The following is a 13,494-nucleotide window of genomic DNA, read 5'->3' on the forward strand; positions in this document are numbered from 1 at the left end:
CAGCCTAGGACTCGGTGCTGAGCTGCGGCTTCTCCGAGATTGCGCGGTCTGCGGCACCCGCCGTGGGATGCCCGGTGGTGCCGCCGAGGTCGAGCACGCCGCGCATGAACAGGAAGCAGCCGGGCACGTGCGGGCCGCCCCGGGCCGCCCAGCGGTCGCGGTATGCCGTCGGCGTCTCGCCGGTCAGCGCGCGGAACCGGGTCGAGAACGAGCCGAGGCTGGCGAAGCCGACGATCATGCACACTTCGGTCACCGTCAGGTTGGCCAGGCGCAGCAGGTCCTGGGCCCGCTCGATGCGCCGCCGGGTGAGATAGCGGATCGGTGTCTCACCGTAGGTCGCCTCGAAGCTGCGGACGAAGTGGAACTTGGACACACCCGCCACCCGGGCCAGCCGGTCCAGGTCGAGCGCCTCGGCGTAGTGGCGGTCGATGTGATCGTGCGCCCGCCGCAGGTGGGGCAGCAGGTCCACCGCCACCGGCCGGGACACCCTCGCCATGCATCCGAGCCTAGGCCCGCCCACCGACGAAACCGGGCGGGTCGCCGAGCTGACCGAGCACAGGGCCCCGCCTGCGGTCTCAGGCTGCGGCGTCGTACGCGTGCAGGCCGATCAGCAGCCCCGCCGGGTCCGTGATGTAGCAGCCCTGGCCGACCCCGGTGATGGTGAACGGCTCGACCACGACGGTTCCGCCGTGCCGGCGCACCCGCTCGATCGCCGCCGCCATCTCCTCCACCCGGATCACCGGAATCGCCCGGGGCTGCCCGTCGCGCGACGGCATGATGCCGGTGTCGACACCGGCGGCGTCGCCGTGCGCCGCGACCAGGTAGTCCGGGGCGGCGAACGGCTGCGGCCGCCAGCCGAACGCGGCCGACAGGAACGACGACGTCGCGTCGAGGTCCGGACTGTTGAGCTCGACGTAGCTGATGGGCTGAATCATGGTTGCTCCTTGTCAGGCGGTTCGGGCAGGCGCAGCTCAGGGGCGGCGCGGGCGATCTGCGCGGTGCGGCGGGCCCAGTTCTCGACCGCCGCGAGCGCCCCGGTGTCGAGCTGGTGCCAGCGGTGCCGGCCGGCCAGCGTGGTGCGCAGCAGCCCCGCCTCCTGCAGCACCTTGATGTGCTGCGAGACGGCGGGACGACTCATCGGCGCGAGCTCGGCGAGCTGGCCTGTCGTCGCGGGGCCGTGGGCGAGTCGCTGCACGATCGCCCGCCGGGTGCCGTCGGCGACCGCGTTCAGGATCTCGTCGAGCCCGGCCACCACCACCCCCGCGCCGCGGCACGCCCGCCGCCGTTCCTGCTCGACCGCGTGCTGCCCGTGCCGTCTCCGGCTTGGTCGCGGCAGATCCGCTGCCGCAAATCGCGTAAGCTACAGCTTACCTATTGGTCGGTCGGTGCGCCAACCCACCCGCTCAGGTGTGCTGCGACTGCCTGGCAGAGGTGGCAGACTCGCGCGATGACCGACGGACTGGTGATCCCCGAACTCGACGCGGGACCGTTCCTGCTGCGCCCGTTCCGGGCCGGTGACCTGCCGCTCATCGAGGAGGCCGCCGCGGACCCGTACATCCCGGTGATCAGCTCGGTGCCGGTGCCGTACACCGAGGCCGACGGGCTGGCGTTCGTGCAGCGCCAGCACGACCGGGCGCGGGAGGGCGTCGGGTACTCCCTGGCGATCGTCGACCGTGCCGCGGACCGGGCGGTCGGCCAGATCGGGCTGTGGGTCACCGAGCTGGCCGAGGGCCGGGCCGCGACCGGCTACTGGATCGCACCCTCCGGCCGTGGACGCGGCGCGGCCGGGCACGCGCTGGCGGCGGTGGCCCGCTTCGCGCTGACCGACCTCGCGATTCCGCGGGTGCACCTGCACGTCGAGCCGTGGAACACCGCCTCGGTGCGCACCGCCGAGCGCGCCGGGTTCCGGCGGGAGGGCCTGCTGCGCAGCTGGATGGAGCTGGGCGGGACACGCCGCGACATGCTGCTGTTCGCCCGCGTGGCCGCCGACGAGCCCAGCTCGGCCGCGCGCTGACCATCGGCCCGTGCCCGACCGCTGGTTCGTCGCTGGCGCGTCGAGCCTGGCCGAGAGCGCTGATGGCGGTCAGGGTGTCGATGAGGTCACCGGACGTCGATGTGCCGGGTGCCGCGCGATATCGTCGCCGGATGCCCGAACCCCGGCAACGATGGCCCCTGGCACCGCGTGAGCTGGACGAACCGCATCCGTCGCGGCTCCGCGAGGACCACCCGGACCGGGCCGAGATCCTGGCCCGGCACGCCGAGGCGCTGCGCGACGGCACCCCGGGCTACCTCGACCCGTCCTCCGGCCTGTTCGTGCTCAGCGCCGGGTTCCTCGCCAAGCGCGGGTTCTGCTGCACCCGGGGCTGCCGCCACTGCCCTTACGTGACCTGATCGGGCGGGCGCGGCCGCATCGTCTCGGCTAGCCTGCGGGTCGTGATCGAGACGCGGCGAGCGGTGGCGGGGGACGCGGCGGAGCTGGTCAGGCTGCGGGCGGTGATGCTCGGCGCGATGGCGGGGCAGCCGGTCGAGCCGGGGCCGTGGCAGCAGGAGGCGCTGGCGATGCTGCGGGCGCGGCTGGCGGAGCCGGTGCCGACGATGGCGGCGTACGTGGTGGACGTGCCCGACGGGGTGGGCCTGGCCGCGTGTGCGGTGGGCACCGTCGACCTGCGGCTGGGCGGGCCGGCGAACCCGTCGGGGCGGACCGGGTACGTGTACAACGTGGTGACGGACCCGGCGTGCCGCCGCCGGGGTTTCTCGCGGGCCTGCATGAGCGCGTTGCTGGACTGGTTCGCCGAGCGCGGGGTGTCGACGGTCGATCTGCGGGCTACGGCCGACGGCGAGCCGCTCTACCGGGAACTGGGCTTCGCGCCGGTCTCGCACACCTCGCTGCGGTGGGTCGCCGGGCGGCGGTGACCCGACCGAAGCCCGTCCGCACATGGTCGGACGGGGGACGCGCCGGTAACCGCCGGGTGTGATGATGGCGCCAGATCTCAGCCGCGCCGCGCCCGGGTCCCACGAAGTCCCCGGACGTGGCGCAACCACGCTGGGCACGACCTTCAGGCGTCAGGCGGGACCTGTCTCTGCATGGTGGGACAGGTCCCGGACTGTATACGCCGAGGTCCCGCAGGGTCAGCCGTTAAGAAGGTGCCCTTCCTCTACGCGGAGCGATAAGAAGGTGCCCTTCCTTTCCTCAGGGTGTGGGGTTGGAGGTCGAGGCGGCCGGTGAGGGTGGCGGTGGCGCGGAGAGGGGCGCCGGGGCTGGGGCTGGTGGGCAGGGTCGAGGCGGGGGCTGCCACGTCGATGTCGATGTGCGGGTGCACGCGCAGGCGCAGCCAGTGGAACTGTTCGCCGGTGAGGGTGTTGGTGCGCAGTTCGGCCAGGCGGACCGTGCCGCGCAGGCGGGCACGGGCGGTGGGCGTCCAGCCGGGTTCGGCCAGTCCGGGGCGGACCAGGTCGTCGCAGATCAGGCCGCGCGGGGTGGTCGCGGCGGGTTCGTCGGCGGGCGGCGGCTCGACGGTCTCGGCCAGGGCGGACAGGGTGACCTGGCCGCGGGCCAGCCCGCCGCCGGCGACGTGCAGCGCGGTGTGGTCCTCCAGGTGCACGGCGACCGGGCAGACGAGGCCGCCGTCGGTCTCGTCGAGCAGGTCCATGACCGCGGTGCGGTCGTCGATGAGGCGGATGTTCGCGCAGGCCACGGCCACTGCGCCGCCGGCCAGTGAGGGCTGCATGTGGTGGATGCGGCCCCAGCGGGCCCGCGCGATCACCCGGGCGCCGGAGGCGTCGGTCCATACGTGGTCGCAGAAACGGCGGGACAGGGTCACCGCGACGCCCGCGGTGACGACCGACATCGTGAACTGCCGCAGGTCTTCCCGGGCGAGGTCGACGCCTATCGAAGCGAAAAGGCCTGTCACCTTGCCCTCCCCAGTGAGGCCGGTCGTTCTTCCAACGTACCTCGCAACCGAGGGCTGTCCCGTTAAACGCGCCACGGTACGGTGGGCACTCGGCGCACGCGGGATACGGAGGCAGAGATGTTCTGGTGGAGGAGGCGAAAGGCGGCCGCAGGCAAGTGGATTGTCGTGGTCAGCCGCGTTCGTCCGCTTGACCCGAATGGTGGTGGACGCGACGAGCTGCGCTGGCCGGAGCAGCGCGATGCCGAGCACACCGCCGATTCGCGTGACGCCGCCGACACCATCGCGGGTCGGCTGACCGCCGAGGCCGGGGTGCAGCAGGGCCAGCGCCGGGTGAAGGTGCTCTTCACCGGCCACTGACCTGATCGGACACTCGTTCGCCGTCCGAAAGGGACGGAGCTGTCCGCTGCGCCGGCGAGGAGCGCCGGCCGGGCCGCCCTCGTCAGCCGACGGGGCGCAGCCGCCGCGGATCGGGATCGCGTTCGGGGAACCGCCGCAGGTATTCCAGTTCCAGCTCGCGGCTGCGCTGATCATGGTTGGCCAGCGCGCTGTCCGAACCGTGCACGAACGTGTCGTGCCGCGTGCGGTGCAGCGACGCCAGCTCGCGGGACAGCTCGTGGTTGCTCAGCGCGGCGGCCGGTATACCGCTGCGGTCGGCCACGTCGGACCTCATCATGCACCTCCGGGTGGGTCAACCGGGCCGGACGGGCACGTCCGGCTCGGTACGATCACGGTGGGCACATACCCACCGGCCGCGGTGGCTCACCTCTCCAGTCTGGCCTGCGCGGGTGGGTCACACCGGCCGAACGAGGGGGTACGTCGATGACGGTGCGGACCGTGCGGGAGGTGATGTCCGCACCGGTGATCAGTGTGGGCACCGCGACGCCGTACAAGGAGATCATCGACCGGCTGGCCGAGCACGGGATCAGCGCCGTGCCCGTGCTGGATCCCGGCGGTGTGGTGGTCGGCATCGTCTCCGAGGCCGACCTGCTGCACAAGCTGGCCCTGACCGGCGAGGAGCCGCAGCGGCACCTGTTCGAGCGCAGGCGGCGTGCCGTGGCGCGGGCCAAGGCCGAGGGCGACCAGGCCGAGGACCTGATGACCAGCCCGGTGATCACCGTCGCGCCGGACGCCTCCGTGGTCGCGGCCGCCCGGATCATGGAGGACGAGCACCTCAAGCGGCTGCCGGTGGTCGACGCCGAGGGCATGCTGGTGGGCATCGTGTCGCGGCGCGACCTGCTGCGCACGTACCGCCGCTCGGACGAGGCCATCCGGCACGACGTGGTGCACGACATCATCCAGGGCATGCTGTTCGTGCAGCCGCCCGAGATCGACGCGATCGTCGACGAGGGCGTGGTGACGCTGACCGGCGGCACCGGCCGGCGCAGCTCGGCCCAGATCGCCGAGCGCCTGGTGCGCGGCGTGCCGGGCGTGATCGACGTGGTCAACGCGCTGACCTTCGAGTACGACGACACCGACCGCCTCAACCGGCGCTACGAGTTCAACGCCGAGGTGGACGGACCCGAGCGTCCCCGCGACGGCACGCTGGGGATCGAGTAGGCAGGATCGAACGAGCGGGAGGCCCGATGCCGATCCAACGGGAGATGCGCAGCAAGCTGCGATACCAGTCGAACCAGACCAAGGACCAGCTGCTCGGCATGGCCAAGAAGCTGAACATCACCGGCCGCTGGCAGATGACCAAGGTCGAGCTGGTGCGCGCCATCGAGAAGGCGAACAACCCGGCGCGGCGCAACCGCCGGGACCAGGGCTGACCAGCCAGGGGCGTACCCTCGGTCGATGCTGATCCCGCTGCTGCCCGGCGACATTGCTCCGGGCTCGCCCGTGCTGGCCGAGCTCGCGGAGCTCTACGCCGGCAACGCCGCCTTCCACCGCCTCAGCGGCGAGTTTGGTCCGGAACCGGAGTCGGTGAGCCCGACCGAGGTCGCCGGCGCGCTGACCGAGGAACTGGCGACGCCCGGCGTCGGGGTGTTCCTCGCTCGCGTGCCCGGCTCCGGCGGTCCGACCCGCCGGGACGAGGGGGATGCCGTCCGAGGTGACGCGGGCGCGCCGCTCGCCGGTGTGGTGGCGCTGCTGGAGGCGCACCCGGTGGACGGGTTTCCGTGGATCGGGCTGCTGATGGTCGACGCCCGGCGCACGGGTCGCGGGCTGGGCCGTGCGGTGGCCGAGGAGGTCCACGACCGGCTGCGCCGGGCGGGCCGGCCCGGGGTGCGGCTGGCCGTGCTGGTGAACAACCCGGCCGCGCTCGCGTTCTGGACCCGGCTCGGCTACACCGAGGTCGACCGCCGCCCGGACCTGCAGGCCGGGCGCGACTGCATCGTGATGCACCGCGACCTGTGACGCGGCGACGGCCGTGGCGTGCCGGGGAAGGCCGCCGCCGGTCGCCGTAGGCTGTCGAGGTGCAGCAGCGAATCCTCGGCCGGACAGGCCGGAACGTGAGCGTGGTCGGGCTCGGCGCATGGCAGCTCGGCGCGGACTGGGGCAGCGTCAGTGAGGACGACGCCCTGGCGGTGCTCGCGACCGCGGTCGACGCGGGCGTGAACTTCATCGACACCGCCGACGTGTACGGCGACGGCCGGAGCGAGACCCTGATCGGAAGGTTCCTGCGCGAGCGCGGCCCCGGCCACGGGATCACCGTGGCCACCAAGATGGGCCGCCGGGTCGCGCAGGAACCCGCCAACTACTCGATGGACAACTTCCGGGCCTGGAACGACCGGTCCCGGGCAAACCTGGGCGTGGACACGCTGGACCTGGTCCAGCTGCACTGCCCGCCGACCGAGGTCTACTCCGACGAGGCCGTCTACGACGCGCTGGACACGCTGGTGCAGGAGAAGCGCATCGCGGCGTACGGCGTCAGCGTGGAGACCTGCGACCAGGCGCTGACCGCGATCGCCCGGCCGAACGTGGCCTCCGTCCAGATCATCTTCAACGCGCTGCGGCTCAAGCCGCTGGAGCGGGTGCTGCCCGCCGCCGCGGCCGCCGGGGTGGGCATCATTGCCCGGGTCCCGCTGGCCAGCGGCCTGCTGTCGGGGCGCTACGACGAGCACACCACGTTCTCGGCGGACGACCACCGCACCTACAACCGCCACGGCGAGGCGTTCGACGTCGGCGAGACCTTCTCCGGCGTCGACTTCGCCACCGGCCTGGCCGCGGTGCGCCGGCTGGCTCCGGTGGTGCCCGCCGGCGCGACCATGGCCCAGTTCGCGCTGCGCTGGATCATCGACCAGCCCGGCGTCGGCGTGGTCATCCCCGGCGCCCGCAACCCGGAGCAGGCCCGCGCCAACGCGGCCGCCGCCGACCTGCCCGCCCTCCTGCCGGACCAGCTCCGCGTCGTCACCGAAACCTACGACGACCTGATCCGTCCCCAGATCCACCACCGCTGGTAAGCAAAGGAAGGGCACCTTCTTATCGCTCCGCGTATAAGAAGGTGCCCTTCTTAACCCCCGAAGGCTGCTGCCTGCGGTGACGGCGGTCCGCGCGCAGCCGGTGCTGAACGGGCGGCGGAGGTGGCTGCGCGGGCTTCAGCCCGCGGTCGCGAGCGGCAGCCGGATCACGTTCCAGGACAGCGGCGGCAGGGTCGCCGTGAGCCGTCCGCCCTCGACGGCGGGTGCAGTCCGCGTCCGAGGCGTCACCCGGTCGGGCTCGGACGCCGTGTTCGCGGCCGCGGGATCGGCGTCGGCCAGCACCGAATGGCTGCCCGGCCCCCCCGCGGCGAAGCCGCCCAGGTGCACCGCCAGCGGCAGCTCCGCCGCCGGGTCGCGGTTGACCGCGAAGACGGTCAGCACGCCGTCCTCGCCGTGCACCGCCGTGGCGTGCAGCAGCGGCACGTCGCCGTACTTCGGGGTCTCGTAGGTCGGCGACGCGACGTGCAATTGCAGCACCTGGCCGCGGGCATACCGCGCGGCCTGGGCGAACGGGTGGAACGTGGTCTGCCGCCAGGCGGGCCCGCCCGGCTCGGTCATGATCGGCGCGATGACGTTGACCAGCTGCGCCAGGCACGCCGCCGTGACCCGGTCGCAGTGGCGCAGCAGCGTGATCAGCAGGCTGCCGAACACCACCGCGTCGGCGACCGTGTACACGTCCTCCAGCAGCCGCGGCGTGCGCGGCCACTCGCCCTGGCCGGGCCGCTGGCGGGACATGTACCAGATGTTCCACTCGTCGAAGGCCAGCGACAGCCGCTTGGTCGAGCGGTGGCGGACGCGGGCCGCGTCGCACAGGGCGATCACGTCGGTGATGAACCGTTCCATGTCCTGCGCGCTGGCCAGGTAGGAGGCCTGGTCGGTGGCGTCGGGGTCGTAGTAGGCGTGCAGGGACAGGTAGTCGACCTGGTCGTACGCGTGCGAGAGCACGGTCGACTCCCAGTCGCCGAACGTCGGCATGCCCGATCCGGAGCTGCCGCAGGCGATCAGCCGCACCGACGGGTCGATCATTCGCATCAGCCGGGCGGTCTCGGCGGCCAGGCGGCCGTACTCGTCGGCGGTCTTGTGCCCGACCTGCCACGGCCCGTCCATCTCGTTGCCCAGGCACCACAGCCGGATGCCGTAGGGCTCCGGTGCGCCGTGCGCGCCACGCAGGTCCGACAGCGTGGTGCCGCTCGGGTGGTTGCAGTACTCCAGCAGGTCGCCGGCCTCGCTGATGCCCCGGGTGCCGAGGTTGACCGCCATCATCGGCTCCAGCCCGGCGGCGCGGGTGAAGGCCGTGAACTCGCCGAGGCCGAACCGGTTGGTCTCGATGGTGCGCCAGGCCGGGTCCAGCCGCCGCGGCCGCAGGTCCGCCGGGCCGACCCCGTCCTCCCAGCGGTATGCCGACACGAAGTTGCCGCCCGGGTAGCGGACCATGGTCACGCCCAGCTCGCGGATCAGTGCCAGCACGTCGGTGCGCAGGCCGGCGGCGTCGGCGGCGGGGTGGTCGGGTTCGAACAGTCCGGTGTACACGCACCGGCCGAGGTGCTCGACGAACGAGCCGAACAGCAGTGGGTCCACCTCACCGGTGGTGAAGTGCAGGTCGAGGAAGATCTCGGCGGTATGGGGTGCGGGCATGACGGCCAGCTTCGCGCACCCGGCCCGCCCCGTCCACAGCCGCGAAACTATCGCTCCGCCGGACCCCGGGAACAGCCCTGGCGCACCTGCCCGCCGATAGACGTCGGCCTATCAGGATGAGAATTCGGCGATCGAAGTCATCCGGATAGGCCAACGTCTGTCAAAGGCGGCTCGGACGGGGCCGGGCTCAGTCGCGAGGGCGCGGGCTGGGGCGGCGGCGCAGCGCGGCGACGGCTCCGGCGGCCTGCGCCTGCAGGCGGGTCCCCTCGAGGCGGCGGGACATCGCGGCGGCCAGCCACAGCGCGCCCGCGCCGAGCAGCAGCACGGTCAGGCCGGTGAGCAGGATCGTCGCGGTCGACGGACCCGAGACGCCGGTCCGCGGCAGCTCGTCGTCGCCGCCACCGCCGCCACCGCCGTGGTCGCCACCGTCATCGTCGTCATCGTCGTCGTCATCATCGCCACCGTCGTCATGGTGGGTGCCGGAGACTCCGGTCGACGGGGTCGCCGATTCGGAGGGGCCTTCCGACGGCCACTCGGACGGGCCGGTGCTCGGTCCGGTGGACGGGCCGTCGCTCGGTGCGGTGGACGGGCCATGGCTCGGGCGGGCGGACGGGCCGTCGCTCGGGCGGGCGGACGGGCCGTCGCTCGGGCGGGCGGACGGGCTGTGCGAGCCGTAGCCGCGGTGCTTGGTCCGGTCGTCGGGGCCGGCGGTGTGGCCGGGCGCGACGAACAGGAACATCACGGACGCGACCACCATCGCGGTGAGCGCCGTCGCGAGAGCGGCGAGGCAGGCCAGACGGGACTGCTCTCGGGTCATACGCATGGGTCGTCCTTCTCTGGCCGTCCGGGCGGGCGGCGGGTAGGAGGGCTGGCCGGGCTGCTGCACCACCTGGTCAACGCGGATCTCCTGCCCTGGATACGTGCCATCACGGATGAGACCCCATAAAACGGGCGCGCGTGATACCACCGATCGTAGGCCGTTTCTATCCATATTGTCCCGAGTTGAGCCCGCAGAGCGAAAGGGCGGGCGATGGCGGATGCAGGGCGGTCAGCGCGACGGAGCGGGCGGGCCGCGCGGGTCCTGGCTGCCGTCGCCGGGCTGGTCGGCGTGGGGCTGGCCGGGTGGTGGGCGGCCGGGGACACCGGCGGCGGATCCGCGGGCCTGGCCGAGGACGGCCACGACCACGGGCTACTGCTGGGCAGGCTGACGGCCGAGTTCGCGGGGCTGGTCGGGCGGGAGGCGCTGACGCCGGGGTTCGCCCTGCTGGCGATGGGGGTGGCGCTGGCGCTCGGGGCGGGCCACGCGCTGGCCCCCGGGCACGGCAAACTGCTGATGGCGACGTACCTGGTGAACGAGCGCGGTTCGCTGCGGCAGGCGGTCTCGGTGGCGGGCACGGTCGCGCTCACCCATACCGCCGGGGTCCTCGTGCTGGGCGTGGTGCTGGCCGCCGGGCTGCGTTTCGTCCCGCACCGGGTGTACACGCTGCTCACCGTGCTGAGTGGAGCCCTGGTCGTCACCGTGGGGCTGTCGCTGCTCCGCCGGGCCTGGCGCGACCGGGACCGGGTCGGCGAGCACGGGCATGGTGCCCCCATGCCAATCGCGGGCGGGCACGCCGGCCAGGACGGACGCGGCGGGCACGACGGACACGGTGCCGGCGGGCATGACGGCTGTGCCGGGCACGGCCCGCGGCGGCCCGGTGGTCAGGGGGTTGTGGCGATGGGGCTCGCGGGTGGCCTGATGCCGAGCCCGTCGGCCGTGGTGGTGCTGCTGGGCGCGGTGGCGCTGGGGCGGGCCTGGTACGGCGTGTTGCTGGTGGCGGCGTACGGGGCGGGCATGGCGGCGTCCTTGCTGGGGATCGGCCTGCTGCTGACCCGGATGCGCGACCGGCTGGAGCGGGCGCCGCGCGCCTGGACGTCGCACCGCGCCTGGCGGCTGCTGCCGCTGGTCACCTCGTCCGCGGTGATCGTGGTAGGAGTCGGCGTGGCGGCCACGGCGCTGCTGGCCTGAAATCCACAATGGAGCTTCATCAATCTGGCATGGACATTAACAGTTAAGAGAGTTAATAATCAGGGCCATCCATCAAGAGGAGGGCCCGTGACCAGAAGACCACTCTCACTCGCCGCCGCCCTGTCACTGCTGGTCGCGGTCGGCGTCCTCGCCGTCGCCACCCCCGCGTCGGCGGCCAACCTGCTGGCCAACCCCGGTTTCGAGAACGGCACACTGTCCCCGTGGAGCTGCACCGGCGGCCTCGGCTCCGTGGTGAGCAGCCCGGTGCGCACCGGCACCAAGGCGCTGCAGGGCGCGGCGTCGGCATCGGACAACGCCAAGTGCTCGCAGACCGTCGCGGTGCAGCCGAACACGGCGTACGCACTGACCGGCTGGGTGCGCGGCAACTACGTGTACCTCGGCATCGACGGCGGTGCGTCCACCTGGACCCCCGGCGCGGCCGCGTTCACGCAGCTCACCGTCAACTTCACCACGGGCGCATCGCAGACCAGTGTGGTCGTGTACACGCACGGCTGGTACGGCCAGGGCACCTACTTCGCCGACGACATCAGCCTCGACGGCCCGGGCGGCACCGGCGTGCCCGGCGTGCCCGGCAACCCGTCCGTCGGCACGATCACGAACACCTCGATCGCCCTGTCGTGGGGCGCGTCGAGCGGCACGGTCACCGGCTACCGGGTGTACGAGGGCACGACCGTGCGGGCGACCGTGACGGGCACCTCGACGACGATCACCGGCCTGGCGGCGTGCTCGGCGCACAGCTACACGGTCGCGGCGTACAACGCGACCGGTGAGTCGGCCAAGACCTCCGCGGCGAGCGCGACCACCACCGGCTGCACCTCGGTGCCGCCGACCCCGGGCGGCCTGGCAGTCGGCACGATCACGAACACGTCGATCGCGCTGTCCTGGAACGCCTCGTCCGGCGCGACCGGCTACCGGGTGTACGAGGGCACCACGCAGGTCGCCTCCGGCACCGGGACCACGGCCACGGTCAGCGGCCTGGCCACGTGCTCGGCGCACACCTACACGGTCGCCGCGTACAACGCCTCCGGCGAGTCCGCCAAGAGCGGCGGCGTCAGCGCCACCACCACGGGCTGCACCACGGTCCCGCCGACCCCGGCCGGCCTGACGGTCACCGGCACCACCAACACCTCGGTGTCGCTGTCCTGGTCCGCCTCCTCCGGCGCGACCGGCTACCGGGTGTACGAGGGCACCACCCAGGTCGCCTCCGGCACCGGCACCACGGCCACGGTCAGCGGCCTGGCCACGTGCTCGGCGCACGCGTACACGGTCGCGGCGTACAACGCCTCCGGCGAGTCCGCCAAGAGCGGGGCGGTCAGCGCGACCACCACGGGCTGCGTCAACACCGGGCTGCCCAAGCACGCGCTCATCGGTTACCTGCACGCCAGCTTCGCCAACGGATCCGGTTATCTGCGGATGGCCGACGTGCCGTCCTCGTGGGACATCATCAACCTGGCCTTCGGTGAGCCGACCTCGGTGACCTCGGGTGACATCCGGTTCCGGCAGTGCCCGGTGGCCGAGTGCCCCAATGTGGAGAGCGAGGCGGACTTCATCGCCGCCATCCGGGCCAAGCAGGCCCAGGGCAAGAAGGTGCTGATCTCCATCGGCGGCGCGAACGGGCAGGTCCAGCTCACCTCGACCGCCGCCCGGGACACGTTCGTCAACTCGGTCAGCGCCATCATCGACAAGTACGGCCTGAACGGCCTCGACATCGACTTCGAGGGCCACTCGCTGTTCCTGAACGCCGGTGACGGCGACATCCGGAACCCCACCACCCCGGTCATCGTCAACCTGATCTCGGCGCTGCGCACGCTGAAGGCGCGCTACGGCTCGGGCTTCATCCTGACCATGGCGCCCGAGACGTTCTTCGTGCAGCTCGGGTACCAGTTCTACGGCGGCACGTGCAGCGGCTGCGACAACCGGGCCGGGTCGTACCTGCCGGTGATCTACGCGCTGCGCAACGACATCACGGTGCTGCACGTGCAGGACTACAACTCGGGCCCGATCATGGGGCTGGACAACCAGTACCACAACATGGGCGCGGCGGACTTCCACATCGCCATGACCGACATGCTGGCCGCGGGCTTCCCGGTGGCCAACACGGGTGTCACGTTCCCCGCGCTGCGGGAGGACCAGATCGCGTTCGGCGTGCCGGCCGCGGTCAGCGCCGGCGGCGGGTACACCACCCCCGCCCAGGTCCAGCAGGCGGTCAACTGCCTGGTCAAGAACCAGAACTGCGGTGGTTACACCCTGCGCGGCGGCACCAGCCCCGACTTCCGCGGCCTGATGACCTGGTCCATCAACTGGGACCGCTACTACAACTGGGAGTTCAGCAACTCCCACGAACCCTTCCTCAACGCCCTCCCGTAACCCCTTCCCCGCACCACGCCCCGCCCGGCCCCCGGCCCGGCGGGGCTCACCCTTTCTCCGGGTTGATCATGAACTTATGGACGTGTTCGACCGGTGTGTCGCCGCCCTAACTTCATGATCAACCCGCCGGCCG

The 13,494-nt window shown here is 72.4% G+C and carries 17 protein-coding genes; 10 read left to right on the forward strand and 7 right to left on the reverse strand.

All coding sequences use genetic code 11. From position 1 onward, the window contains the following. Window positions 1-4 precede the first annotated feature (4 nt). The 3 genes from HAV39_RS03790 to HAV39_RS03800 all read right to left on the reverse strand — a co-directional run bounded on the left by HAV39_RS03790 (window position 5) and on the right by HAV39_RS03800 (window position 1,252). Window positions 5-496 (reverse strand): helix-turn-helix domain-containing protein, encoded by a 492-nt coding sequence (locus HAV39_RS03790; RefSeq protein WP_191837752.1) that lies wholly within the window; start codon window positions 494-496, stop codon window positions 5-7. Between the two features lie 79 nt (window positions 497-575). Continuing rightward, window positions 576-935 carry a VOC family protein gene (locus HAV39_RS03795; protein WP_191837753.1) on the reverse strand — a complete coding sequence of 120 codons (360 nt, stop codon included), beginning with the start codon at window positions 933-935 and terminating at the stop codon, window positions 576-578. Then, window positions 932-1,252, reverse strand: coding sequence for an ArsR/SmtB family transcription factor (locus tag HAV39_RS03800; protein ID WP_191837754.1), 321 nt, complete (start codon window positions 1,250-1,252; stop codon window positions 932-934). The genes HAV39_RS03795 and HAV39_RS03800 overlap by 4 nt, the downstream gene beginning before the upstream one ends. 195 nt (window positions 1,253-1,447) lie before the next feature. Here HAV39_RS03800 and HAV39_RS03805 point away from each other — a divergent pair, with 195 nt between their 5' ends. The 3 genes from HAV39_RS03805 to HAV39_RS03815 all read left to right on the forward strand — a co-directional run bounded on the left by HAV39_RS03805 (window position 1,448) and on the right by HAV39_RS03815 (window position 2,913). Further along, window positions 1,448-2,014 carry a GNAT family N-acetyltransferase gene (locus HAV39_RS03805; RefSeq protein ID WP_191837755.1) on the forward strand — a complete coding sequence of 189 codons (567 nt, stop codon included), beginning with the start codon at window positions 1,448-1,450 and terminating at the stop codon, window positions 2,012-2,014. A 131-nt stretch (window positions 2,015-2,145) separates the two neighbouring features. Further along, a complete protein-coding gene (locus tag HAV39_RS03810; RefSeq protein WP_191837756.1) occupies window positions 2,146-2,391 on the forward strand; it encodes a DUF5522 domain-containing protein in 246 nt (81 codons plus the stop codon). A 42-nt stretch (window positions 2,392-2,433) separates the two neighbouring features. Beyond that, window positions 2,434-2,913: a GNAT family N-acetyltransferase gene (locus HAV39_RS03815; protein WP_191837757.1), complete on the forward strand. Its 480-nt coding sequence runs from the start codon at window positions 2,434-2,436 to the stop codon at window positions 2,911-2,913. A gap of 242 nt (window positions 2,914-3,155) precedes the next feature. On the opposite strand, the gene HAV39_RS03820 is transcribed toward HAV39_RS03815, so the two are convergent. Continuing rightward, window positions 3,156-3,911, reverse strand: a complete 756-nt coding sequence (locus tag HAV39_RS03820; protein WP_191837758.1) for a hypothetical protein — start codon at window positions 3,909-3,911, stop codon at window positions 3,156-3,158. A 117-nt stretch (window positions 3,912-4,028) separates the two neighbouring features. Between HAV39_RS03820 and HAV39_RS03825 the strand changes: the two genes are divergently transcribed. Beyond that, entirely contained in the window at window positions 4,029-4,268 is a 240-nt protein-coding gene (locus tag HAV39_RS03825; RefSeq protein WP_191837759.1) for a hypothetical protein, read from the forward strand. Window positions 4,269-4,350: 82 nt separating this feature from the next. Here HAV39_RS03825 and HAV39_RS03830 read toward each other — a convergent pair whose 3' ends face one another. Beyond that, window positions 4,351-4,581 carry a DUF6158 family protein gene (locus tag HAV39_RS03830; RefSeq protein ID WP_230689580.1) on the reverse strand — a complete coding sequence of 77 codons (231 nt, stop codon included), beginning with the start codon at window positions 4,579-4,581 and terminating at the stop codon, window positions 4,351-4,353. A 149-nt stretch (window positions 4,582-4,730) separates the two neighbouring features. Here HAV39_RS03830 and HAV39_RS03835 point away from each other — a divergent pair, with 149 nt between their 5' ends. From HAV39_RS03835 to HAV39_RS03850, 4 genes are read left to right on the forward strand one after another with little or no spacing between them, the layout of a single operon-like run. Beyond that, entirely contained in the window at window positions 4,731-5,468 is a 738-nt protein-coding gene (locus HAV39_RS03835) for a CBS domain-containing protein (RefSeq protein ID WP_239120360.1), read from the forward strand. Between the two features lie 26 nt (window positions 5,469-5,494). Beyond that, complete coding sequence (locus HAV39_RS03840) at window positions 5,495-5,680, forward strand: hypothetical protein (RefSeq protein ID WP_191837760.1); 186 nt, start codon at window positions 5,495-5,497, stop codon at window positions 5,678-5,680. A gap of 25 nt (window positions 5,681-5,705) precedes the next feature. Then, window positions 5,706-6,266 (forward strand): GNAT family N-acetyltransferase, encoded by a 561-nt coding sequence (locus HAV39_RS03845; protein ID WP_191837761.1) that lies wholly within the window; start codon window positions 5,706-5,708, stop codon window positions 6,264-6,266. 59 nt (window positions 6,267-6,325) lie between these two features. Beyond that, window positions 6,326-7,312, forward strand: a complete 987-nt coding sequence (locus HAV39_RS03850; RefSeq protein WP_191837762.1) for an aldo/keto reductase — start codon at window positions 6,326-6,328, stop codon at window positions 7,310-7,312. A 135-nt stretch (window positions 7,313-7,447) separates the two neighbouring features. Here HAV39_RS03850 and arfA read toward each other — a convergent pair whose 3' ends face one another. Next, window positions 7,448-8,965: an arabinosylfuranosidase ArfA gene (arfA, locus tag HAV39_RS03855; RefSeq protein ID WP_191837763.1), complete on the reverse strand. Its 1,518-nt coding sequence runs from the start codon at window positions 8,963-8,965 to the stop codon at window positions 7,448-7,450. A 187-nt stretch (window positions 8,966-9,152) separates the two neighbouring features. Continuing rightward, window positions 9,153-9,788 carry a PT domain-containing protein gene (locus tag HAV39_RS03860; RefSeq protein WP_203736134.1) on the reverse strand — a complete coding sequence of 212 codons (636 nt, stop codon included), beginning with the start codon at window positions 9,786-9,788 and terminating at the stop codon, window positions 9,153-9,155. A 207-nt stretch (window positions 9,789-9,995) separates the two neighbouring features. Between HAV39_RS03860 and HAV39_RS03865 the strand changes: the two genes are divergently transcribed. Both HAV39_RS03865 and HAV39_RS43580 read left to right on the forward strand, forming a co-directional pair. Continuing rightward, entirely contained in the window at window positions 9,996-10,973 is a 978-nt protein-coding gene (locus HAV39_RS03865) for a nickel/cobalt transporter (RefSeq protein WP_191837764.1), read from the forward strand. 87 nt (window positions 10,974-11,060) lie between these two features. Continuing rightward, window positions 11,061-13,361 carry a fibronectin type III domain-containing protein gene (locus HAV39_RS43580; protein WP_239120359.1) on the forward strand — a complete coding sequence of 767 codons (2,301 nt, stop codon included), beginning with the start codon at window positions 11,061-11,063 and terminating at the stop codon, window positions 13,359-13,361. Window positions 13,362-13,494 lie beyond the last annotated feature (133 nt).

Origin of the sequence: Catellatospora chokoriensis (assembly GCF_011297315.1) — a bacterium.
GTDB lineage: Bacteria > Actinomycetota > Actinomycetes > Mycobacteriales > Micromonosporaceae > Catellatospora > Catellatospora citrea.